Origin of the sequence: Flavobacterium sp. Arc2, from assembly GCF_041431385.1 — a bacterium.
In the GTDB taxonomy this organism is placed as follows: Bacteria; Bacteroidota; Bacteroidia; order Flavobacteriales; family Flavobacteriaceae; genus Flavobacterium.
In genome coordinates this window covers 1-24,553 of sequence record NZ_JASMRH010000022.1, presented here as the reverse complement: position 1 = coordinate 24,553, position 24,553 = coordinate 1, and the positions used below count along the sequence as shown (strand labels likewise).

18 protein-coding genes and 1 pseudogene are annotated in these 24,553 nt (G+C 35.0%); 6 read left to right on the top strand and 13 right to left on the bottom strand.

Annotated elements, in window-relative coordinates:
- The first annotated feature begins 160 nt into the window (after positions 1-160).
- Complete coding sequence (locus tag QO182_RS14760; protein ID WP_371562408.1) at positions 161-1,513, top strand: M28 family metallopeptidase; 1,353 nt, start codon at positions 161-163, stop codon at positions 1,511-1,513.
- Positions 1,514-1,577: 64 nt separating this feature from the next.
- Here QO182_RS14760 and QO182_RS14755 read toward each other — a convergent pair whose 3' ends face one another.
- On the bottom strand, positions 1,578-1,919 hold the full coding sequence (locus QO182_RS14755; protein WP_371562407.1) for a DUF2853 family protein: 342 nt from the start codon (positions 1,917-1,919) through the stop codon (positions 1,578-1,580).
- Between the two features lie 235 nt (positions 1,920-2,154).
- A complete protein-coding gene (gene menD, locus QO182_RS14750; protein ID WP_371562405.1) occupies positions 2,155-3,816 on the bottom strand; it encodes a 2-succinyl-5-enolpyruvyl-6-hydroxy-3-cyclohexene-1-carboxylic-acid synthase in 1,662 nt (553 codons plus the stop codon).
- A 144-nt stretch (positions 3,817-3,960) separates the two neighbouring features.
- Here menD and QO182_RS14745 point away from each other — a divergent pair, with 144 nt between their 5' ends.
- Together QO182_RS14745 and QO182_RS14740 are read left to right on the top strand one after the other, a co-directional pair.
- Positions 3,961-4,458: an N-acetyltransferase family protein gene (locus tag QO182_RS14745; protein WP_371562402.1), complete on the top strand. Its 498-nt coding sequence runs from the start codon at positions 3,961-3,963 to the stop codon at positions 4,456-4,458.
- 15 nt (positions 4,459-4,473) lie between these two features.
- A complete protein-coding gene (locus QO182_RS14740) occupies positions 4,474-4,938 on the top strand; it encodes a hypothetical protein (protein ID WP_371538293.1) in 465 nt (154 codons plus the stop codon).
- Between the two features lie 42 nt (positions 4,939-4,980).
- Here the strand turns inward: QO182_RS14740 and QO182_RS14735 are convergent, their stop codons facing one another.
- The 5 genes from QO182_RS14735 to QO182_RS14715 form a co-directional block, all read right to left on the bottom strand.
- A complete protein-coding gene (locus QO182_RS14735) occupies positions 4,981-5,568 on the bottom strand; it encodes a glutathione peroxidase (RefSeq protein ID WP_371562401.1) in 588 nt (195 codons plus the stop codon).
- Between the two features lie 156 nt (positions 5,569-5,724).
- Positions 5,725-7,938: a TonB-dependent receptor gene (locus tag QO182_RS14730; RefSeq protein WP_371562399.1), complete on the bottom strand. Its 2,214-nt coding sequence runs from the start codon at positions 7,936-7,938 to the stop codon at positions 5,725-5,727.
- A gap of 9 nt (positions 7,939-7,947) precedes the next feature.
- The gene (locus QO182_RS14725; protein ID WP_371562397.1) at positions 7,948-9,246 is read right to left on the bottom strand and encodes a hypothetical protein; all 1,299 of its coding nucleotides are present in this window, start codon (positions 9,244-9,246) and stop codon (positions 7,948-7,950) included.
- Between the two features lie 77 nt (positions 9,247-9,323).
- Entirely contained in the window at positions 9,324-9,875 is a 552-nt protein-coding gene (locus QO182_RS14720; protein WP_371538283.1) for a DUF4331 family protein, read from the bottom strand.
- Positions 9,876-9,903: 28 nt separating this feature from the next.
- Positions 9,904-10,554 (bottom strand): DUF4331 family protein, encoded by a 651-nt coding sequence (locus QO182_RS14715; protein WP_371562395.1) that lies wholly within the window; start codon positions 10,552-10,554, stop codon positions 9,904-9,906.
- Between the two features lie 232 nt (positions 10,555-10,786).
- Between QO182_RS14715 and QO182_RS14710 the strand changes: the two genes are divergently transcribed.
- From QO182_RS14710 to QO182_RS14700, 3 genes are all read left to right on the top strand, one after another.
- Complete coding sequence (locus QO182_RS14710; RefSeq protein ID WP_371562393.1) at positions 10,787-11,317, top strand: RNA polymerase sigma factor; 531 nt, start codon at positions 10,787-10,789, stop codon at positions 11,315-11,317.
- Positions 11,317-12,102 (top strand): anti-sigma factor domain-containing protein, encoded by a 786-nt coding sequence (locus QO182_RS14705; protein ID WP_371562391.1) that lies wholly within the window; start codon positions 11,317-11,319, stop codon positions 12,100-12,102. The genes QO182_RS14710 and QO182_RS14705 overlap by 1 nt, the downstream gene beginning before the upstream one ends.
- 192 nt (positions 12,103-12,294) lie before the next feature.
- Complete coding sequence (locus QO182_RS14700; protein ID WP_371562388.1) at positions 12,295-13,239, top strand: tRNA dihydrouridine synthase; 945 nt, start codon at positions 12,295-12,297, stop codon at positions 13,237-13,239.
- A 219-nt stretch (positions 13,240-13,458) separates the two neighbouring features.
- Here QO182_RS14700 and QO182_RS14695 read toward each other — a convergent pair whose 3' ends face one another.
- From QO182_RS14695 to QO182_RS14670, 6 genes and pseudogenes are all read right to left on the bottom strand, one after another.
- Positions 13,459-14,028, bottom strand: coding sequence for a hypothetical protein (locus QO182_RS14695; RefSeq protein WP_371562387.1), 570 nt, complete (start codon positions 14,026-14,028; stop codon positions 13,459-13,461).
- A gap of 246 nt (positions 14,029-14,274) precedes the next feature.
- Positions 14,275-15,090 carry an IS3 family transposase gene (locus QO182_RS14690; protein WP_371562385.1) on the bottom strand — a complete coding sequence of 272 codons (816 nt, stop codon included), beginning with the start codon at positions 15,088-15,090 and terminating at the stop codon, positions 14,275-14,277.
- Between the two features lie 23 nt (positions 15,091-15,113).
- Positions 15,114-15,392, bottom strand: coding sequence for a transposase (locus tag QO182_RS14685; protein ID WP_371562383.1), 279 nt, complete (start codon positions 15,390-15,392; stop codon positions 15,114-15,116).
- Positions 15,393-15,475: 83 nt separating this feature from the next.
- The gene (locus QO182_RS14680; RefSeq protein WP_371562380.1) at positions 15,476-20,254 is read right to left on the bottom strand and encodes a BspA family leucine-rich repeat surface protein; all 4,779 of its coding nucleotides are present in this window, start codon (positions 20,252-20,254) and stop codon (positions 15,476-15,478) included.
- Positions 20,255-20,288: 34 nt separating this feature from the next.
- The gene (locus QO182_RS14675) at positions 20,289-22,793 is read right to left on the bottom strand and encodes a beta strand repeat-containing protein (RefSeq protein ID WP_371562377.1); all 2,505 of its coding nucleotides are present in this window, start codon (positions 22,791-22,793) and stop codon (positions 20,289-20,291) included.
- 48 nt (positions 22,794-22,841) lie between these two features.
- Positions 22,842-24,553: pseudogene (locus QO182_RS14670) on the bottom strand (hypothetical protein); the annotation flags it as partial.

Below are 24,553 nucleotides of genomic sequence, written 5' to 3'. Positions count from 1 at the left end.
AAAAAGGATACTCGCTCCTATCAGGGCTAAATTAGAGCGCTTCGTTTTCTATAAAACCATCAAAAAAAGTCTTAAACAACTATTAAAATTTATTTTACTACCCATTAACTTTCTTTTTTTACTTAATTTTAAAATCTGAAAATTAAATACCAAAAATCAAATGAAACCAAATCCTTTTTGCCTCCTCTTTGCCTTATTTTTTTTTACTCAAATTAGCATTGCTCAAATTACAGTCGATGATCCCGAAATCAAAAAAATGATTACCGAGGTCAAAGCTGAAAACCTAGAAAATACGGTAAAAAAACTCGTTTCCTTTGGAACAAGACATACCTTAAGCGATACCAAAAGTAAAACGCGAGGCATTGGCGCAGCACAGCAATGGGTCAAATCAGAGTTTGATAAATACGCCTTGCAATCCAGTGGGAGACTAACTTCAGCCATTGATTATTTCACCATAAAAGCAGATGGCAGACGCATTGCAGTTGATAGCCAACTAGGAAATGTTATGGCTACTCTCAAAGGAACGGATCCTACAGATGATCGCGTACTTATCATTAGTGGTCATTTAGATTCTAGAGTTACTGATGTTATGGACGCTAAATCAGATGCACCAGGCGCAAATGATGATGGTTCAGGAGTAGCCGCCATGATGGAGCTCGCCAAGATTATGAGCAAAAGAAGTTTTCCTTATACAATCCTTTTTGTTGCCGTTACAGGAGAAGAACAAGGATTGTACGGCGCAAGACATTTGGCTGAACTAGCCAAAAAAGAAAATTGGAATATTATTGCCATGCTAAACAATGACATGATAGGAAACAGTTTATCAAGCGGAACAAATTTAAGAGACAATACTAAGGTGAGAGTTTTTAGCGAAGCCACCCCTTATCTAGAAACAGAAGACGAAGCTAAAATGCGAAAGCTAATCAACAGAGATAATGATAGCCCATCAAGATTATTAGCACGTTACATTAAAACAACTACTGATCAATACGTAGACCAGCTAGAAATAAATCTTGTTTATAGAAATGATCGTTTTTTACGTGGGGGTGACCACACTCCTTTTAGTCAAAATGGTTTTACAGCGATTCGTTTTTGCGAAATGAATGAAAATCACGACCACCAGCATCAAGATCTAAGAACAGAAAATGAGATTAAATATGGTGACCTTCCTGAATTTATGGATTTTGAATACCTTAGAAAAATAGCAGCTTCAAATTTGGCCACATTAGCTAATTTGGCTTCAGCCCCTAAAGCCCCAACAAATGTGGGAATTGAAGTAAAAGACCTTACTAATTTTTCTACTTTGGTATGGAAAGCTCCAGAAGGTAAAAAAGTATATGGTTACCAAGTATTAGTAAGAGAAACTTCTGACACCAATTGGCAAAAATCAATTTTTGTATCAGATACAAAAACAACGATACCCTATTCAAAAGATAATTTTCTTTTTGCCGTGCAATCAATTGATGAATTAGGACATGCAAGTTTACCAGTGTTTCCTACACCAATTCGTTAAAAACCTATACATTACTCATAATAAAAGCGCCCAAAAGGCGCTTTTATATTTTTATATCAATTTACTAATTGTAGACACTTTCCTTTTTAAAGTGAACAGCTAATAGATAATATACAACTGCTCTGTATTTATTTGTATTTGAGCGACCATACTTTTCAATAACTGCATCAATTCCTGTATCTAAATCTGGACCCTCTTTAAGTCCTAATTTTTTGATTAAAAAGTTATTTTTTACCGTATCTAATTCTGATTGCTGGCTTCCAGCGACTGTTGCAGCATCTGCGTTGTAAATTGACGGGCCACAACCAATAGTTACTTTTGTCAATAAATCCATATCTGGAGTTACACCACACTTATCTTTTAAATCTGCAGCATATTTTTCAATTAATTCGTCTCTCTTGCTCATAAATAAAAATTTAAAATATTGGTTGATAGTTAATTACACTCTCAAATTTAAACAATTATTTATAAGAGTACTTGGTTTTCTTAATAAATTACGCAACGCACAACCAAAAGAGTCAAAATACTACGAAAACGATAAAAAAGATGTAATAGAACTCTTTTTAACTAAAAAAAATCAATTAACCTCTAAAACTAAGTCATTCTACTTTATTTCAACAAATTTTTATCTATTCTAAGTATTATAGTAACTCTTTAAAGTACTGCAACAAGATGGAATCATTTTTAAGCGTGGGGGTAAAAACTTCTAATATTCCTGGCTTTTCATTTTGACCATACAAGGTTGCTAAACCGTTTGACAAACTCAGTTCATCACTAGCAGTCGTATACTCAAATCCGTACATCGTTGCTAAATGCGCCGCCGTCAAACAATGAGATGTTTCAAAGAAAGTATTAAAAACAGGCGTTTCTTCATGTCCTGGTAAAATTCTAAAAATTCCTCCACCTCCATTATTAATCAAAATAATTTTAAAGTTTTTAGGAATGTAATTGTTCCACAAGGCATTGCTATCATATAAAAAACCAATATCACCTGTTATAAATACCGTTTGCTTTATATTGGCTACAGCCGCACCAAGAGCGGTAGAAGTACTTCCGTCAATTCCGCTGGTTCCTCGATTGCAATATACCTCAATCGATGGATCAATAGCAATCAGCTGTGCATAACGAATGGCAGAACTATTACTGATTTGCAACTGCGAATTTATTGGTAAACTGGGAATCACTTTTTCAAAAACTTTGAAGTCTGAAAAAGGAATTGCATCCAGATAGATTTTACTTTTTAGTTCTCGCAAGTCATTCACGGCATTCAGTTTCTTAAAATAGTCACTCTCAAGTGATTTAGTCAACGGTAAAAACACATCGAAGAATAGATTGGGTTCTACTTCAAAATGCTTTGTTAACGCACTAAACGTATCATATCCTCGTAAAGAATCGATATGCCAGTGGTGTTTTGGCTTGTATTTTCGTAAAAAAGCTTTAATCCGCTTAGAAACAATCATCCCTCCAAAAGTGACCAATATTTCAGGGCGAAAAGCCTCAAAATCCTCACTAGTAAAAGGAGTAATTAAAGTATCTATGGTATTGATAAAGCTAGGATGGTGCAAATTCGAAGTCGTTTCAGTCAAAACCATTACTGATTCATCAGCAGCTAAAGCTTCAACGATACTATTTCTAATCGCATCGGGTTCATTCACGCCCACTAAAACCATTTTTTTTGTGGACTTGTTCCAAATCTTCGCATATTCAGCTACTTCATCGTGTGAAAGTGACTGCGACTCTTTTGCGGAAGCGGAAGCAGTAACATTCACAGCAAGTTCCGACGTCGTTTCATACAAAGGCTCTTCAAAAGGGGCATTGATATGTACAGGACCTTTTTGAGCAATTGAAATGTCGATCGCCTCTTTTATCTTAGTGTCATTTTCAGCAGAAACCGTCTCATTCAAATTGGCATTGTACAACGAATGATTCGCAAATACATTTTCCTGACGAATCGTTTGTCCATCGCCAATATCAATCTTGCTTTGCGGTCGGTCAGCAGAGATAACAATTAACGGAATCTGACTGTAGAAAGCTTCTGCAAGCGCAGGATAATAATTCAATAATGCCGACCCAGAACTGCAAATCAGCACTACTGGTTTTTTAGTTTGTTGAGCTATACCCAACCCAAAAAAAGCAGCAGATCGCTCATCGGCAATACTGTAACATTCAAATGCAGGATTATTTGTAAAACCTATAATTAAAGGGGCATTTCTCGATCCTGGAGAAATTATTATGGTGGTAATTCCTTTGGCTAAACATGTTTGAATAATGCTTTGCGCTAAAGGTATTTTGGGGTAAATCATTCAATTTTAGTTTAAAGTTTAAGGTTTCGAAGTTTGTAAAATTCTTCAAAACCTCAAGCCAAGCAAAGTTACAAACTTGCTCCCTCTTTTCGCCTCATTTTAACTGATTTTTATTAAATTTGACAACAAAATTTACTTATCAAAATGGAAATCAAAATTCGACCATACCGCGCTGAGGATACCCAAGCGATATTAGATATCATAAACTATAACATCTTAAATTCAACGGCCTTATATGACTATAATGTGCGAAGCTATGAACAGCAAAAAACAATTTTAGAGGATAAAATCAATAAAGGATTCCCTGTAATTGTAGCTGAATTAGATGGGGTTGTTTCTGGTTTTGGAATGTACAGTGAATTCCGGTTCAGAGAAGCTTATAAATATACGGTAGAACATTCCGTTTATGTGAACAATGATTTTCACGGCAAAGGAATTGGGAAACTATTGCTACTTGAATTGATTGAACTAGCTAAAAAACAAGGATTACATACCATGATCGGGGTCATTGACGCTGAAAATCAAAGTAGTATAACGTTTCATGAAAAATTCGGATTCAAAACCACAGGAATCATAAAAGAGTCGGGGTTTAAATTTGACCGCTGGTTGCACTCTGTTTTTGTGCAACTTATTTTGAAGTAACATTAGAACACCATTATGAACAAAGCAAAAGTTACAATTATTAAAATGGAGACTATATCGGTACTAGCTGCAATTGTATCTTGGTTTATATCGATGCTGTTGTTTGCACTAATTTTTAATGTTAGTAATCACCTATTTTTATACCTATCTTTTTTAGTACTGAATTTTGTTTCGTTTTATGGTGCATTTAAATATTTTACAGGGACGTTTGAAATCATCTTTAATGAAGAAGAAAACACAGCGACTGTGCGCTGGGAGAAAAAAGTTATTCTCTCGAACATTAAAGAACAAACAATAGACCTAAATTTAGCAAATAAGCATAAAGTGTGGTCTGGACGGGCTAACGATCGTGTAAAATTATATTTGAATGATGGTTCTACCGTAACATGGGACATCAGTAGCTTCCTAAATGCCCGAAAAAACGGAATAGCGCAAGATACTTTAATTGAACTTTTGAAAAAATATACCGCTAAAACTTAAAAAATAAAAGAGCCATTATAAGGCTCTTTTACTTTCTATATATTACGCTTTAATCCAATCAATCACAGAAGGATCTGTAGGTAGCGTCTGTGGAGAAATCACTTTTTCTAGTTCTCCGTTTTCATTGATTAGGTATTTTTGGAAATTCCAAGACACCTCTGAATCTTCCACACCGTTTTTAGATTTTTGCGTCAAGAATTGGTATATCTCACACATATCATCTCCTTTCACAGATACTTTATCCATCATAGGAAAAGTTACTCCATAATTCATTTGGCAAAAAGAAGCGATTTCGGCATTAGTTCCCGGTTCTTGCGACGCAAAATTATTTGCAGGAAATCCCACGATCACAAACCCTTGATCTTTATACTCTTTATAAATCGCTTCTAAATCCTTGTACTGAGGGGTTAGTCCACATTTTGAAGCCGTGTTTACGATCATTACTTTTTTCCCTTTAAGACTTGCAAAGTCGAAAGTGTTTCCTGATAAATCTTCTACTTTATATTGGTAGATATTTTGTTTTGTCATAGCTATTTCGTTTTTATTTTTATCTGACTTTTTGCTTTGCGCCTGATTCTGGCAACTAAAAAGCAATAGTACTGTGCAAGCTACAAATAATAGTTTTTTCATAATTATATTTTTGATAAAATTAAACAATTTCAAAATTACTTTTGTCTATTCAAGACTGCGATTTTAATTGAACAAACGTTAAATAAAAAAGCCTGACGTAAACAAATTAGTAACGCCAGGTCTTTCTAACAAAACAAACAAAATCATTATTCTTTACTAAAACTTATAGGTTATTCTAGCCTTCATAAAAAAAGGGGTTCCAGGGGTAAAATGAATTTCTTCAACACTCTCAGACTCTTCTTTTAATCTTGATTCGGTAGCAAATTGAGTTTCATTCCATTTAGTATTCAATAAATTCTCTATCGAAATGCCAAAAGTCACACTTTTAAATTCATAATTAATATTAAAATCAGCTATCGCATATCCTTTGGCTACAATTGAATTGTCTTCATTAGCAGGACGGCTTTTTAGATATCGATATCTCAACCCTCCCGAAAGTCCATTCCATTTTTGAAAGCTCAATCCACCAGTCGAAGTAAAATCTGGTGCAAGCGGAATGTAGTTTTGCCCGCTAGGTTCATCAATGCTTCTGGCGTAGGTATAATTAGCATCGGCGTCAAAATACAACCAATCATTTAATTGATAGCGCAATCCTAAATCAGCTCCCATACGTCTTGTTTTTCCACTAGGCTCAATGATTCCGGCATCACCCACATAGACAAACTCTTGTTGTAGGTATAAATACCACAATGCTGAGTTCACAATCAATCTTGGAAAAGGTTTCCAAATCGTTCCTACATCAGTTCCTATAGCGGTAGGTAAAATTTGTTTTCCATTATTTTGAACCACAACGCGAGCATCATTCGAATGAAACCCAATTCCTGACTTTACAAAAAATTGTAAATTGTTATTTTGGGAATAGATAAAATTAAGTTTGGGTGATACTTTCACTTCCGTTTCTGTCTGCGTATTATAAATAGGAGCCAACTTATCTCTGTAATTAAACTTGAAATAGTCTAGTCGTACTGCCGGATTGATAGTCAGTTTACCGAATTTGAATTCTGAATTTAAGTACGTAAACGCATTCGTTTCATCAATATCACCTAATTTAATATTTTCTAGAGTAATGCTTCTATTCAACGTATGTGACAATTCAGTATCAATAGTCGCATCAGCACGAAAACCTACGCCTAATTGAAATAACGCATCCCAATCATTACTTTTTACTTTTCTATTTAATTCTGCATTCATACCGTAAATCGAGCGGTTTTCCTTTTGCTTGATTTGGTCTCCATTTATAGGATCTTCTAAGAAGAAAGTGAAATTCGAATACAGTTCAAAATCATATTTAGAATAAAAAGCATTCGCTTTCAAGTACGTATTTTCATCTATAGGCTTGCTTAACGACGCATTAATATTTGTTCTCGATGTCGTACCTCCTTCGGTATCATCAACTGATCCAAATCTAGAAATAGTTCCATTATCTACTAATCGTTGTGGTATTTGTCCAGATGCATCCCAAGTACTGGAAAAACGAGAAGCAGATACTGAGAACTTACTATTATCATCCAAGACAGCCGAATACTTCCCTAATAAATTAACCCTATTAAAATTTTGAGGGGAATCAAATGGCCCATCGGTCAGTATATATTCTGTTGCGATGTATGCGCTTTGTTTTTTTTGGTTTCCCAAAAGGTTAAACATCCCTACCGTTCTTAACGTATTAAACTGACCGGCTTCTATGCTTATACTACTCTTCTCTAGTTTTTCTTTAGTTTGGAAGGTAACGTATCCTGCCGTTGCAAAATCCCCTTTACTGGCATAATACGTCCCTTTTCCAAAGTCTATCTTTTCTACCGTTTCCGGAATCACAAAATGTAAATCGGCATATCCCTGACCATGAGCATGAGACACCATATTTACTGGCATTCCATCCACAGAAATGGCAATATCTGTACCGTGATCTATATCAAAACCTCTCAGAAATATTTGTTCTGCTTTACCTCCACCGGCATGTTGACCAATGAACAACCCTGGAACTTTTCGTAAGATTTCCTGAGAGGAATTAACAGGCGTAGTCTGCAAATCGATCTTTGAAATAACATTCATTGCAGATAGCTGTTGTTGAATCACAATTTCATCTAATCTAAAGATATCTCCTTCCAGCAGAATTCTATTTTCAGCGTTACCTAAAGTATAGCTAGACTTTTTATGTCCCAAGGCAGTTACTATCAAAACATTTCCTACTACAGATTTATCAATGCTGAACATTCCCAACTCATTAGTATGTGCATGTGCCTCCGAATTCATATTTACGATATAGGCGTTCTCAATTGCATTCCCAAATTCATCTACAACAACTCCTTTTTGGATTTGACTGTACGATACCAACCCTAAAAAGGCAAGTACTATTGTAAAAAAATATTTCATGGCGGGCTTTTATAATTGATTTACCTTTTTCTCTAGATTAGGACCTAATTCATACATGCTAGAAAGTAGTTCTTCTTTTATAGGTGCTACTTTTTGTTTCTCATTATTAGACTTGTAAATCATTGCCAAGTGGTATTGTACCTTTGGCTCAAATGATTTTCCTACCACATATTTCTTTGCAATTTCTAATGCTTTATCCTTTTGCCCCATATTCAAATAAGACCAGGCTAATAGATCATAAGAATCTGGTGTAGGTCTGTGATCCACTTCTATTTTTGCAATTTCTAATGCTTTAGGCGCTGTCTCTTTTGCATCAGCATAAATCAGAGTGTTGTATTTATTATACATTGCCCCGTAATTATTCTTTTCAAGCATTGCGAAATAAGCATTTCGATTTTCTAAAGCTGCTGCATCATTCCCTTCAAATTGAGCAATTTGAGATTTTAATAAATAAAAGTCGGGAGTATTGTGTGTGATTTCAATAGCTTCCACAATTCTTTTCGCTTCTTTAGTATTTCTTTCATGAGAAAATACAATCCAAGCAATTCCTTTTAATGCATAGGAATAATTGGGATCTATTGCTAATGTTTTTAAGTAACTATCATAGGATTCTTGAATTCTACCAGCGTGACCATAAAAATCACCCAGATTAGAATAAGACCATATTTTCAGTGTTTTATTATCTTCTTTTTCTGCTATATCTCTCGCTTTTTCCATGAAAGTAATCGCGGTTTTCAGATCGCCTTTATGATCATTCCATTTGGCCAAACGTATTAAATAATCATAATCGTTCATGTCTTTTAAAGCATTCAAATTATTTTCCGCTTCGGCAAAATTCCCTAATTCCATTTGGACATCAAACAGCAATTTTTGAGTTTCTTTACGTCCTTCGCCAATAGCCAAAGCTTTATTGGCTAAAACTAAAGCTTCCTTGAATCTATGTTGAGCAATATAATTTCGTCCCAAAGAACGTAATGTTGATACTCTCGAATATTTACTAGCTTCATTCGATTGTGTCAATAAATCTTCTGTTTTATATAAGTTTTTAATGTCTCCCGTATATTCAAAAAGAGTGGCATACTTTGAGGCTATTATACCTAAGTAACTTTTTTGATTAGGAGCTGCATCGTATTTTTTTTGCCAAAAATCAATTTCTTTATGTGCAAAATCCAATGATTCATTTCCATCAACATGCAAGTATTTATTATAATCAGAAGTATTTGTAATTTGGTTTTGTTTCTTAGTATCGCAAGCGAAAATAAAAAGGATTGTAAAAACCAGGACGGGGATAACTTTATAAGGTTTCATAATCTATGTGTTTTGTTGTTAGAAAAAAAACAGAGCTCAATAATTATGACTGAGCTCTGTATTATGTATAAAATATATTACCAGGCTGCTGCCAAATAAGGAAAAGAAGTAGTAAATGCTTTATCATTTGCATTTACGTGATCTGAAGTAAGTCCAGGGTTAGCCGCACCATTTGTACCTCCAAAGATTAATAGTAATTCCACATCAATAACGTCATCAGCCAAAGCTCTACCTGTTAGCACATTTGTTCCGTCGAAGAAAGTTGTTTTACCTGAAGTTTTTACATTTAACACATCTGTTGCTAACAATCCTGTAAATTGAGCAGCTGTTTGCCCTAGTGCATTAGTTGTAAATGCAGGATTTAAAGCCAACAGTCTAGATTGAAAAATAGATTGGTATTTTGCTCCCATTGCAGAAGGAATCGCCGCATTAAAATCATCTTTAGGTTGTCCTGAAGCAATAAAAACAGTGTTTATTGCTGGTCTTGCCATTTGATCTTGTTGTACATATGTTCCAGAGAAGTCTGCACTTGCCATAGAGTCATTATTATTGTCGTCATCGTTACAGCTTACTGTAGCTACTGCACATACAAGTGCTAGAGTTATGATTTTGAATTTATTTGTCTTCATAATTTTGAGTTTTTTAGAATAAAATTTATTATTGTTTTTTCTTAGTTTCAGCCCATACATTCAAAGAAGCGGCAGTACCTAACATTGATTTTGGAACTTCAACAACTACTGATAATACATTTGAACCTGCAAAAGTATCTGTACCTGGATTTTTAAACGCTGTAGCTGTTCCTCCAAGAATTGCTTGAAATTGTCCTAAGTCAAAAAAGAAAGGATCATCTCTAGGTCCTGCAAAAAATTTCATTCCGTTTTCAGTAGAGGTTACTGCTGCTGCACCGTATTTAGATATTGCAACACTTCCAGATGCCTCAGTAGTTTTAATTGTACTAGATATTCCAGTTGTTGATGGAGCATATGGTCCAAAGAAGTACATCTTATCTCCCTTTTTAATTGCTTGGATAACCAAGTCTTCCACATTATCACCCGTGTTGTCGATGTTAATTTCAATCATCATATTCTCATTGAATACTGCTGCACCCGTTGCATTTGGACTTAACAGCCCTTGAGTGTTAACTGCAAAAACTAAATTATTAGTTTCTTGTCCTTGAAAAGTGTACATGTCTGTAATGTCTGCTGCATTACCTGTTACTGATGGAGCATCTACGTGATCCGCTGCTACTAAGATTAAGCCTGAAAGCGCAATTAGCGAAAGACCTAATACCATTTTTGTTTTTTTCATTTTGTTATAATTTAAAAGGTTATAAAAGCATTTACGGGAATGTTTTCCTTTTGGTTTTAAAAAAATTAAAAAAAAGTTAATATATTTTATAAATATCTGATTAACAGTAATTTAAAATGTAAATAAAAACACAATTATTTTAAACTATTTTAATTATTGCACACACAATGAATATAATTTATTCATTTGTAAATAAGTTTGTATAAGTTTGTAAGAGTAAAACATAAAGTATATGACCCAAGAAGAGTTATTAGTATTAATATATAAGAAGGACGAAAGAGCTTTTACACATCTCTATGATATGTATTCTAAAAGTTTATTTTCAGTTATTAACGTTCTTGTAAGAAATAGAGAAGAAGCTGAAGATGTACTTCAGGAAGTATTCGTTAAGATTTGGAAAAATATTGATTCTTATAATGAAAGTAAAGGACGATTCTATACGTGGATCCTTAATATTGCAAGGAATACCTCTATAGATAAACTGCGATCTAAAAATTTTAACAACAGTCAAAAAAACCTTTCCTCAGATAATTTCGTACATCTATTAGACGACAGTAACAAACTGGTCAACAAAGTGGATACAATTGGAATACAAGAGTTTGTCAAAAGACTTAAACCAAAATGTATACAAATAATAGATTTATTGTTCTTTAAAGGATATACCCAACAAGAAGCTTCAGAAGAGTTGGAAATTCCTTTAGGAACGGTAAAAACGCACAATCGAAATTGTATTAATGATCTAAGAAACTATTTGAAAGTATAATGGAAACAAAAGAATATATCGAATCCGGAATATTAGAACTTTACGTTTATGGTTTGCTAAGCGAAACAGAAAACGAAGAAGTTACTACTATGGCTAATACGCATCCTGAAATTAAGGAGGAAATTATTGCCATTGAAAAAGCAATTGTGGCCTTGTCTTCTAGCTTCTCCCCTTTTCACTCGGTGGCAAATTACGAAAAAATTAAGGCCAAGCTAGAACTAAAACATACGCCAGTAATAGAAATGGAAACATCAAGAAACTGGTCACAATACATTGGATGGGCAGCTGCCATTCTTTTAATGATTGGTATTGGCTTTCAATACAATCAATTACAACAAACCAGTAATCAGGTTGTAAGTACTGAAATTGAAAAAGCAAAAGTTGAAAAAGAACTTAATCAATTAGAACTTAAAAACAAGCAAAGTGAAATTGGTCTTGCTGTGGTACGAGATACTAAGAATACTGTTGTAGCCCTAGGCGGACAAGCGGTAGCGCCAGAATCATCTGCCAAAGTATATTGGAACAAAGAAACCCAAGTAGTTTATGTTGATGCAGCTGGATTACCAGCCCCTCCAAAAGGGATGGTGTATCAAGTTTGGGCTTTAAAACTGAATCCTTTAACTCCAACAAGCATTGGACTACTAGACAAGTTTGATGAAAACAACCAACGCATTTTTGCTGTTAACAGTACTGGTGATGCAGAAGCCTTTGGAATTACGTTGGAACCTGCTGGTGGAAGTTTAAGCCCTACAATGGAGCAATTATATACCTTAGGAAAAGTATAATTTAATTCTAAAAATATAAATTTCAATTCATATTAAAACCAGGCTTTCACATGAAAGTCTGGTTTTTTTATTCCACACAACCAAACTTTGGAAATGATAAAAAAAGAGCTTAAAAGGACTTATAATAACATATCTGCTAAATGCAAACCATAACAGTTTAAAGTGTATTATATTTGCATTTTTAAATAATACATGGACTACACCCTACTTTCCTCTCCCTTACAAGGGTTTACTGATTTTCGTTTTAGAAATGCCCAAAATAAAATTTTTGGTGGTATTGATACTTTTTATGCTCCTTACATTCGCTTAAACGGAAAAATGGTTATTAAATCCTCTTATCAGCGTGATTTATTACCAGAGAACAATAATACCCTTGAAGTAATTCCGCAAATAATTACTAATGATGCTGATGAGTTTTTGTTTGTATCGAAGTATGTTCAGGAATTAGGCTATAAAGAATTGAATTGGAATTTAGGCTGTCCCTATCCTATGGTAACCAAATGTGGAATGGGTTCTGGACTGATAAGTAATACTGAAAAGATCAACCAGATTTTGCATAAAGTACACAACGAATCTGACATCTTAGTTTCGATGAAAATGCGTTTGGGATACGACACAACTGAGGAAATTCTGGATGTTTTTCCGATATTAGAAAAATACCCTATAAAGAATGTAGCCATTCATGCACGTATTGGAAAACAACTGTATAAAGGAGGCGTTCACTTAGATGCATTCCAGGCATGCGTTGACAACACCAAATTGAAATTGTATTATAACGGCGACATTACTACTGTGGCTAAATTTAAAGAGATGCAAGAGCGTTTCCCATCTATCGACCACTGGATGATAGGAAGAGGATTAATTGCCGATCCTTTTTTGCCTACTATGATTAAAAATAATTCGTTTGAATATCCCAAAAACAAAATGGAGTTATTAAGTGAGTTTCATGACACTTTGTACCAAGGATACAGTGAATCTTTATCAGGATCCACTCACATTCTTTTAAAAATGCATCATTTATGGGAATACTTCTCGGTTATCTTTTCGAATCCACACAAAGTACATAAAAAGATAAAAAAGACACAGAGTATCCGGAATTATGAAGCGGCTGTGAAGGAGGTTATAAAAGCGGGTTAATATTCATTGAAATCTTAAATCATCTTAAAATCAAAATGTTAAACCTATTAGACTGCACCCAAAATTTTAGACAATTTTTTAATAATGGAAGGACCTCGATGTTGATTGTATCGAGCTCATTCCATTAAAAATTAGCTTTCTACTTTTATTTATTGTACTCGTTGAAACACTTTTAAACTTCATTTTTTACAAGGGTTAAAACATCCCTTTTTGTTAATTTTAAAGTCCATAATTTAATTTTAAAGCATTAAAATTTTGTTGAATTTCTTCGGCAGTAGGTACTCTTTTATAAATTAATACTTGGGCAATAGTTCCATTAAAAAAAATACCAGAGCCAGCCCTAGATGATAGAGGCGGTTTATGACTTGTGAAATTTCCACTATTGTCATTGGTCAAATTAGTTTCGTTTACTTTATTAGCGGTATTACCACCTATAATCAATTTTAAACCAGAATCATCATAAAGTCGCAAATGAGGCGTCCCGCCACTTAATTGAGTGCCAAAATTCGCTAAAAACTGCAAGTATAACATGCCGGTTGCTTGTGATGGAACATCTCTTCCTGAAGAAGAAATAACGTTACAAGTACCATAACAAGTATCATCATAAGCGGCTCTAAGCCCAGTGGTTTGAAGATTTGGATATGTCCACCCACTACTTTGAACACCTAAATATTTATTTTGATAAGATTGTTTCCAATTAGATGTAAAACCATTTCCACCACTTTGATAATACAAATCTTGACCTGCAGGATAATCAAACCCTTCATAAAAAACAGTTTCAAACCCCAAAGGAGTGAATTGTCCATAACATTGTATAGTAAAAAAATCAGTCCTAAACAGATGATTTTTTTAAAAGAAAATATTATGAAAGTGTTTTTCAAGTTTTTAGTTAATTATTATAATATGCTGTACCCTTTTTTCAGACAGAAATCTCAACTATTTAAGATAGGTTTTTAGTTTGATATTCTATTATCTTGGTTAAAATCGGAGATAACTTTTGGCTATTTTAAAAAGCCAAAAAAAGTTATTCTGATTTTATGCCACTTCTTTTTTGTAATAATTATTATAAGGCGTTCCATAATCTAATGACTGATGTAGTCGCCGTGTATTATAAAATTCAAAATAATCTTTAAGTCCTCTGTAAAGGCTTATTCCGTCAGTATACGCTTGTAAATATACATTGTCGTATTTGACTGTCCTCCATAATCTTTCAATAAAAATGTTGTCAATAGCTCTTCCTTTACCGTCCATAGAAATTTTTATTCCATTATTTAATAATACATTGGTATGAATCTCACTGCTGTATTGACTTCCTTGATCTGTATTAAAAATTTCAGGCACACCATACTTTTGTATCGTTTCTTGCAAAATATCGGCACACCAATCGGCACTCATTGTGTTGCTTACGCTCCAGTTCAAAACAAATCTTGTATGCAAATCAATAATCGCAGTTAAATACATAAATCCTTTTGCCATAGGAATATAAGTGATATCTGTTGCCCACACCTGATTTTTATGGCTAATCTTCAAATCTTTGAGTAAATAAGGGTATTTCTTATGTTCTTTATTACTCATTGTTGTTTTAGGTTCCCTATAAATGGTTTGCCAATTGATGATTTGCATCAATCGTCTTACCCTTTTGCGATTCACTTTAAAACCTAAATCTTTGAGCCAGAACGTCAGTTTCCTGCAGCCATAAAATGGAGTATTAAAATACTGTTGGTCTAGTAATTGCATTATTTTCAAGTTCTCTAAACTTTCCTGTTTTGCTTTATAATAAAGACCGCCACGATGAATTTCTAATAATCTACATTGTTTGACAATGCTCAATTTATTTTGGGTATCGACCATTTTCACTCGCTCACTAATCGATACTAACCCAGACTTTTTTTTAAAAAGTCATTCTCCAAAGTCAGCTGACCTATTCGAGCATAGAGTTTCTCTCTTGGAATTTCATCTTTGGCAACGAGCGTTTTTTCTACAGAAAAAACCGCAGAAAAATTCCGTGTGGCTTCGGACTTCCACATTGAAATTTGATTGGGCAGCAACTCGTATTTTTTTGCTAATACCTCGATGGTATCTTTCTCTTTTAAGGCTTCCAAAACAACTTTGGCTTTGAAGTCTTTTCCGAAGGTTCTTCTTGTTCTTGACATAATTGTGCTAATTTAAGGTTTTTATTCCTATCTAAATTAGTCGGGATATATTGTCCGAATTTTGGGGGTCACCATAATAATACTTAAAATGCTCTTACTGCACGCACACGATAAAGTAAGTTTTTATTCCAACCATATGTAGGTGGCGTACCAGACGGGTTAATACGAAACACTATTGCTGTAGTATTGCTTGTCTCAGTGGAGGACCAATAGAAATTATTAGGATAATCTGTCCTAACCACTGCACCTCCATTAGCAACCGATTTGCTACTTATTACACCTTTATGAGTGATTATTGTTGCCATCTCATAACTACTCGGCAAAAACCAATCGGTGTAACCACCTCCGCTATAAGCATGTGCAATACCTGCCGCATAATCTGTTGTTGTAGTACCTTGACTAGCTATAATAGCTGCTGTATTTGCACCTCCTGAACCAATTACACTAACTGTTGCTCCTGTTGAAGTATAGACACCATTATACCATTGTATGCCGCTACTTTGGTCAACAATCGAGCAAACTAAAGCCGTATCTAAATCTCCATCCCCATCTAAATCCGTAGGGGTTGGCGCCACATAAAACACCACACCACCACCTCTAAAATCGCCTATTGAAGGTGGAGGAAGAGGTGTCACTAAAATAGATGCTGCACTAGCTACACTATTCCCAACAGCATTGGTAGCTGTAACAGTAAACGTATAAGCTGTTCCATTGGTAAGCCCGTTTACGGTTATGGTTCCGCTCCCTGACTGAATTAAAGTCCCGGTAAAACTACCAGGAGATGACATAGCTGTGTAGGAAGTAATTGGTGAACCACCAGTATTTGCTGGCGCAGTAAACGAAACTGATGCCTTGGTATTTCCAGCCACGGCAGTTCCTATAATTGGAGCATCGGCATTATCATATATGTTATTAATCATTCCGTATTTATCAATTCCAAAAGCGCCTCCTACATTTCCATTAGCACTTATATAATTAACACCAGTGCTTGAAATGCCTCCGTATTTTGACACTAAATCTTTTCCTAAAACCGTTAGTAACGTAGAGACAGTATTTCCTTCATAGTTTGCATCGGCTGCTTGCGTGGCAGTTATGTTTGCGGTCCCCACACCTGTAAACGTAATCACTGAACCACTTACGGTTGCTACCACCGAATTATCGCTGGTATAGACAATCGGGTTGGTATTGTTTGTAGTTGGATGAACAATAATATGAGTCCCTGTAAAATACTGCTTTGTTATGGCCGCAAAGGTTCCAAAGGTAGAATTTGCAATATCTAAAATTGTGATGGTAAGAGTTTGTGTAGCGCTATTGTTTGCAGCATCTGTCGCAACTATCTCTACAACATAGGTATTTGAATTTAAAGTGCTTGAAGGATTTTCAAAATCAGGAGCTGTTGTGAAAACTAAATTCCCGCTACTGTCAATTCCAAATAAAGCTTCGTCATAGACATTCCCCAAAGTCCAGGTTATGGTTTCGTTTGCCGAAAAAGTATGCACAGCTGCCGTATTTTCATTGATCGCAATGGAACTACTTACTCCGGTTTCGCTATTTGGGCCGGTGATTATGGGATTGGACAAATCATTTAATTGGGCCGTATTATTACTTTGTGTAGTAGATGCCGCGTTCCCAGAAACATCAAAAACAGAATTTAATACCGGAGTCACAGTAAGTACTTCTGCGCCATTAGGGGTTCCATTAATATCAAGTCCTAGCACAAAAGTTAGATTATTAGAGGCTAAAATACTACTTGGTACCGTTGTGTTTAATGTAGCCGTTCCTCCCGATAATGAAAATAAAAAATCGGTAGTTTCTAATGAGCCACTACCTACATCCGTTCTGTAGACATTTTCGCTAAAAGTTATACTAATGGTTGTATTATTAGATGTTAAAGAATTACTTACTATAAAAGGTACAATAGCATCCGCATCTATACCTCCATCGGTAATTGTCCAGTTTTTATTTGCAATTAATGTTGTATTTCTGGCTGTTAAAACAGAGGCTGTATCCGAATATTTACTACTACCAAAATGAGCATTTAAATTTATTGGTACTAAGGTTTCGCCAGAATCTAAAGTAGACCAACTTAGTAACAATGCATCATAATTAGCTCTTGATAATTTACCGCCTGCTAAAAAAAAGTATAACTTAGTTACTCTTGAAATATTCCAGGTACTAATATCTTGATTAAAGGACGTTGCATTATAAAACATATAATCCATATCAATTGTTTTACTGGATTCGTTAGTAAATTGCCAATTGAATAAATTTTGGTTAAATTTAAATGCATTATGAAACATTTGCCTAAAGTTAGTTACATTTGAAACATTCCAGCTATTTATATCTTGATTGAAAAGAGGGGTGTTATAAAACATATAACGCATATTGGTTACATTTCCTGTTTTAGTTCCCCAATTTAAAGGCGCATTAAACAAAGGCATTTGTTGAAACATTCCTTCCATATTTGTAACACTTGAAACATCCCAATTGCTTAAATCTTGATTGAATATATTATTGGAATTAAACATGCTAACCATGTTGGTAACATTAGAAACATTCCAGCCACTAATATTTATGTTAAAAGCATCCGCATTTTGAAACATGGAACTCATAACCGTTACGTTGCCAACATTCCATCCGCTTATGTCTTGTGCAAATACTATAGCATTATTAAACATAGCATTCATGTTGGTTACGTTCGCAACATTCCAACTACCAATATTTTGATTGAAAGAAGTTGCACTTTGAAAAATTCCAGACATATTTGTAAATCGTTCAACATTCCAGTTGGAAATATCTTGGTCAAAAGAGGTTGTGCTTTGAAACATGGAGGATGCATTAATATTCTTTGTAGGATCTGTTGTAAAAACCCAACTAGAAATATTTCCATTAAAAGAAGTACACTCTTGAAACATTTGACGCGGGTCAATTAGACTTCCTACATTCCAAGAATTTAAACTTTGGTTAAAGCTATTTGTTCTATAAAACATCCAATTTGTACTGGTCACTTTTGATACATCCCAACCATCAATATCTTGATTAAATTGAGGTGCCTGTGCAAACATTCTTACCATATTGGTTACATTACCCGTTTTTAAACCCCAATTTAGAGGAGAATTAAAAACAGATGCATTATCAAACATATTCGACATATTTATAACACTTGAAACATCCCAATTGCTTAAATCTTGATTGAATATATTGTTATCAGCAAACATATAAGACATGTTCATAACATTTGACACATTCCATACACTAATATCCAAATTAAAAGCATCTGCATTTCGAAACATAGAACTCATATTGGTTACGTTGCCGACATTCCATCCACTAATATTTTGGTTGAATACTTGAGTATTATTAAACATATTGTTCATGTCAGTAACATTCGCTACATTCCAACCACTAATATCTTGACTAAAGGCTTGTGCATTATTGAACATGCCACTCATATTAGTGACCCTGCTTACATTCCAGTTAGTAATGTCTTGATTAAACTTAACTGCACTAGCAAACAAATTAGTTAAATTCACTGATTTTGATACATCAGTGGTAAATTGCCACCCACTAATGTTCCCGTTAAATAAGGTATTATTTTGAAATATACCGTACCCATTCGTTAAACTAGAAACGTCCCATGAATTAAGGTCTTGATCAAATACACAATTATAAAACATGTATTGCATATTAGTAACTTTAGAAACATCCCAGCTATTGATTGTTTGATTAAAGGCTTTTGAGTCTCTAAATAAATCTTGCATATTAGTTACCTTAGCAGTTTTTACTCCCCAAGCATCCAAAGGCTGGTTATAAACTAATGTTTGTCTAAACATACTACTCATATTGGTGACATTTGCAATATCCCAAGTACTTAAATTTTCATTAAAAGCTTGAGCTGCATAAAACATACTCGCCATATTAGTCACGTTACCAACATTCCAACTACTTATATCCTGATTAAAGACTTTAGTAGACTGAAACATAGCGTTCATATTAGTCACGTTTCCTACATCCCACCCGCTAATATTATTATTGAAAGCTTGTGCGTTATTGAACATATTATTCATATCTGTAACATTAGCTAATTTAGCCCCCCAATTTAAATCATTACCTAAATTATTGAACTTTGTTGTATTACCAAATAAATAGGACATACTTAGTACGTTAGAAACCTCCCAAGAACTTAAATCCTGATCAAATGCTGATGCTCCATTAAACATTTGTCTTAAATTAGTTACCCGTTCCATATTCCAATTACTAATATCCTGATTAAAATTAGAAGCTGACTGAAACATAGCAGACATATCAATCGATTTATTTATATCAGTAGTAAATCTCCAGTCAGCCATACTACTATTTCCAGTTAATGCAGTACAATTTATAAATGCATTAGAAAAACTTGAAACATTAGATAAATCAGGAATATCTGAGGCAGTAATTTGCATAACACTGGCACCGTAAAACGCATTTGCCATTGTTGACCATTGTCCGCTTCCCCAATTATCCACTGATTTCAAATAATTTCTATTACCAAAATTATTTATATAAATCCTAGGAAACCCTGTTATTACATTAGGTGTAATACTAACTGTTTTTATACCAGCCGTACTGTAAGTATGACTAATATTTCCAAATGATCCCACTTTAGTCTCTATAGAACTATCTCCCCAGTCTATTGTAAAATCGTAACCATTTCCAGTTAACGGTATGATTATGTTATTTGCCCCATCTGTTTGCCAAGTAGTTGTGAATGGAGTCTGCGCCTTTCCAGAAAACGAGATCAACAAGAAAATAAAACAGAAATAAAATACGCTGCCTTTAATTATTTTAGTTAACCTTATCAAATTACGAAATCTTATCATCCTATTTTCTTTTCTAATTTTGGAATTTATGCTTTTAATAAAAATAATCAAACTGAATTCTATCATTAACTGACAATGTATATCCGCCATTATTTGATGGAACATAAGTTAAGGTTGAACCAGTAACAGAATAAGCGGTATTACTTATTCGGATTCCATTTACATACATTTTTACTTTGCTTTTCGTAGCAGGTGCTTTTGTCAACGCAAAACTAGTTTGAGAAGCGATTGCAGCAAACTCATCTGCAACTTCAGTAATTTCTGCCGCTTTTACAAATTCAGTTGTTGCAATTTGTGTGCTGTTGGTTCCAACTACTGCCGTTGGAGCTAATGGTGTTCCCGTTAATGTTGGTGAAGCTGATAAGACCAAACTTCCTGATCCTGTTTCGTCCGAAATAACTCCAGCCAATTCTGTCGATGTAGTTGATGATAATACACTTAATTTATCTGTAGTTACAACCAATGTTTTTGAGATTGGAATTGAAGTTCCATTTACACTTGTTGCTGTTGCAACTCCTAGAGCTGGTGTAACCAAGCTAGGTGAAGTCGATAAAACGACTGACCCTGTACCTGTTGATGTAGTTGCTCCTGATCCGCCGTTAGCAACTGGTAATGTTCCACTATATGCTGTAGCTGTTGTACTTGGAGTTATCCAAGAAAGTGTTCCGCTACCTGTTGTGGATAATACTTGACCATTGGTCCCATGTGTTTTAGGATAAGTTACAGTTCCTGAGGTTACAGTTCCTGAGGTTTTAACTTCAGTTACGCTAGTATTCCCTAGCTGAATTGTATTAGAGGCTGTAACGATTGCATTTGCACCAATAGCGACTGAATTTGAAATTCCATCAGAAGCGACGTCTGCATGTTTACCAATAGCTGTATTTTCTGAACCAGAGCTACTTGAAACTAATGCTTGAGTTCCGATTGCGACATTATCAGTACCAGAAGTATTATTCTGTAATGCTGTATAACCTAGTGCCGTATTTCCTCCACCATCAACATTTTTTTCTAAGGCTGCCCTACCAATTGCTGTATTTGCATAACCAGCATTACTTCCTAAAACACCAAGTCCGATTGCAGTATTTGAATTTTCATTAAAATTACCTCGCCCTATTGTTAGTCCGTTTATATTTACATCAGTACTAAAAGTTTTGATTCCTGCAATAGTTTGAGTAGTTGTTAAATCTACAAAATTTTGAGTTGACGATCCTGTTCCACCATTTGCAATTGCAACTACTCCAGAAACGTTTGATGCTGTTCCTAAGGCTGTTAAATAAGTTGAACTATCTACAGATCCATCTGCTTTTAAGAATTGTGAGGAAGTTCCTGAAGGCGTTTTGAATCCTGAACCCTCATATGAACCACTAGTATTGACATTGGTAATACTTGAATTACCTAGTTGAATAGAATTAGAGCCATTTCCAACAGCGTTATAACCTATTACAATTTCATTAGTATCTCCATTTGCTGATGTTCTGGCACCAGAGCCAATTAAAACACTATTGGATAAACTTGTCAGGTTGGAGTTGCTTGCAATTTGAGTACCTGACGAATTTCCAAGAACTAAATTGTTATCCCCAGTTGCTAGTTGAACCGCCGCATTACTTCCCAAGGCAGTATTGTTTGAACCTGTCGTATTCATTATTGCCCTGTTCCCAATACCCGTATTATTGGAAGTAGTAGTTACAAAGCTCAGAGTTTCATTACCAATTGCCGTATTATTTGATCCAGACGTAAGTCGTTCAAAAGCATAGGCTCCCATAGCTGTGTTCCATCTTCCGGATACAGTTGCATTAAATACAGCCAAGCCTAAACCTACGTTTCGAACAGAACCTGAACCATCCCCTTTTAAGGTGTTGCTCTGAACCGTTATAGGTGAACTAAACGTTTTTGTTCCTCCGACCGTTTGGTTGTTTGTTAAATCTACAAAAGCCCCACTAGTAGCAATGCTTACTGCATTAGTAACAAAAGCGGTAGTAGCAAGTTGCGTGGTATTCGTTCCTGCTGTCGCTGTTGGTCCTATTGGTGTTCCTGTTAATGTAGGTGAAGTTGATAAGACCAAACTTCCTGTTCCTGTTTCGTCCGAAACAACTCCAGCCAATTCTGTCGATGTAGTTGATGATAATACACTTAATTTATCTGTAGTTACAACCAATGTTTTTGAGGTAGGAATTGAAGTTCCATTTACACTCGTAGCAGTTGCAACTCCTAGAGCTGGTGTAACCAAGCTAGGTGAAGTCGATAAAACGACTGATCCTGTTCCTGTTGAAGTAGTCACTCCTGTTCCACCGTTAGCAACAGCCACTATACCAGTAACATTGGTGGCATTACCACTACTTGTCAGATAAGTACTTGAATCAACACTACCATCAGCCTTTAAAAATTGTGAAGATGTACCACCTGATTTAACAAAGGATGCTCCAGTAACGGCACTACTAAATGTTTTAGCTCCCGCAATTGTTTGATTTGTTGTTAAATCAACAAAGTTTTGAGTAGCTGATCCTGTTCCTCCATTTGCAATTGCAACTATGCCAGTCACATTTTCAGCATTATCACTAGTTGTTATATAATTATTGGAGTCTATACTTCAATCCGCTTTTAAAAATTGAGAAGAAGTCCCTCCATCTTTTTTAAATGATTCTGCTATAACTTTTTCAGTAAATCGACCTTCTCCTTCAACATCCAATTGATATAAAGGAGTATAATTTGCACCTATTCCAAATCTACCGTCCGTATCAATGGTTAGTCTTCTGCAACAACCCCCTTGAACCAATGCAATCCCATTTCCATTAGGGCCAAAATCCCATGAACTAGTATTACCTACTAAAGTTAAAGAAGAAACTCTAAAATTAGAAGAAAAATCCCCATAAGTCCCGATCAATGTCCCAGTCAATGTCCCGCCTGTCAATGGTAAAAAATTGGCGCCTGAAGTTGAAACTGCATCAGTTACATATTCAGTTGTTGCAACTTGAGTGGTGTTAGTTGTCGCTACCGCTGTTGGTGCACTTGGCACACCAATGAAAGTGGGCGAAGCTATATTTGCTTTTAAATCCAAATTGCTATTCGTAGCAAAACTGCTCAAATCTTGGTCTCCTGTATTGGTACCAGTTATTGATGCTAATTTTGTTTTATCTACTGTCGAATAATCTTCGGTTGATAATCCTTTGCCTGTTTCCTTATCTACTTTTAAATCTAAAGCGGTTTGTGTAGCTGTTTCAGAAGTACTGATTTTTCCTTCAACATAGCTCTTTACCGATTTTACAGTTGGGTATTTCGTATCTGAAGTTCCATCAGTACTTACATCGGTACTTTTATTAACCAAATCTTCTTTTAATAAATCAACAGTACTACGGTTAGTAGTTTCCGTTGTAATTGCTGCAGTGTTTGCTGATTCTGCTGCTCTCGCAGTTGACGCTTCCGAAGCCAGGTTACTTGCTAAAGTTGCATCTGCAGTAGTACGGTTAGAAGTTTCTGTTGCAATTGCATCTGCATTAGCTATTTCTGCTGTTTTAGCTCTCGAAATTTCTGCAGTTAATGCTGATGAACTTGAAGTTGAACTAGCATCAACATAGCTTTTTACCGATTTTACTGTTGGGTATTTGGTATTAGAAGTTCCATCTGTTGAAACATCAGTGCTTTTATTAGTTAAATCTTCTTTTAATAAATCCGCAGTAGTACGATTAGTAACTTCTGTTGCCAAGTTGCTTGTTAAGGTTGCATCGGCTGTGGTACGTGAATTCGTTTCTGTTACCAAGTTTGCGGAAATACTATTTTCTGAGTTTGTCGCTCTGGTTGTTTCTGCTGTAATCGCATTCGCATTAGCTGTTTCTTCTGTTTTCGCTCTCGAAATTTCTGCAGTTAATGCTGATGAACTTGAAGTTGAACTAGCATCAACATAGCTTTTTACTGATTTTACTGTTGGGTATTTGGTATCAGAAGTTCCATCAGTTGAAACATCAGTGCTTTTATTAGCTAAATCTTCTTTTAATAAATCAGCAGTACTACGATTAGTAGTTTCTGTTGCAATTGCCGTAGCGTTTGTAGATTCTGCAGCTCTCGCCGTTGATACTTCCGAAGCTAAGTTACTTGCTAAAGTTGCATCTGCAGTGGTACGGTTAGAAGTTTCTGTTACAATAGCATCTGCATTAGCGATTTCTGCTGTTTTAGCTCTCGAAATCTCTGCTGTTAATGCTGTTGAACCTGAAGTTGAACTTGCATCTACATAGGTTTTTATCGATTTTACAGTTGGGTATTTCGTATCTGAAGTTCCATCAGTACTTACATCGGTACTTTTATTTG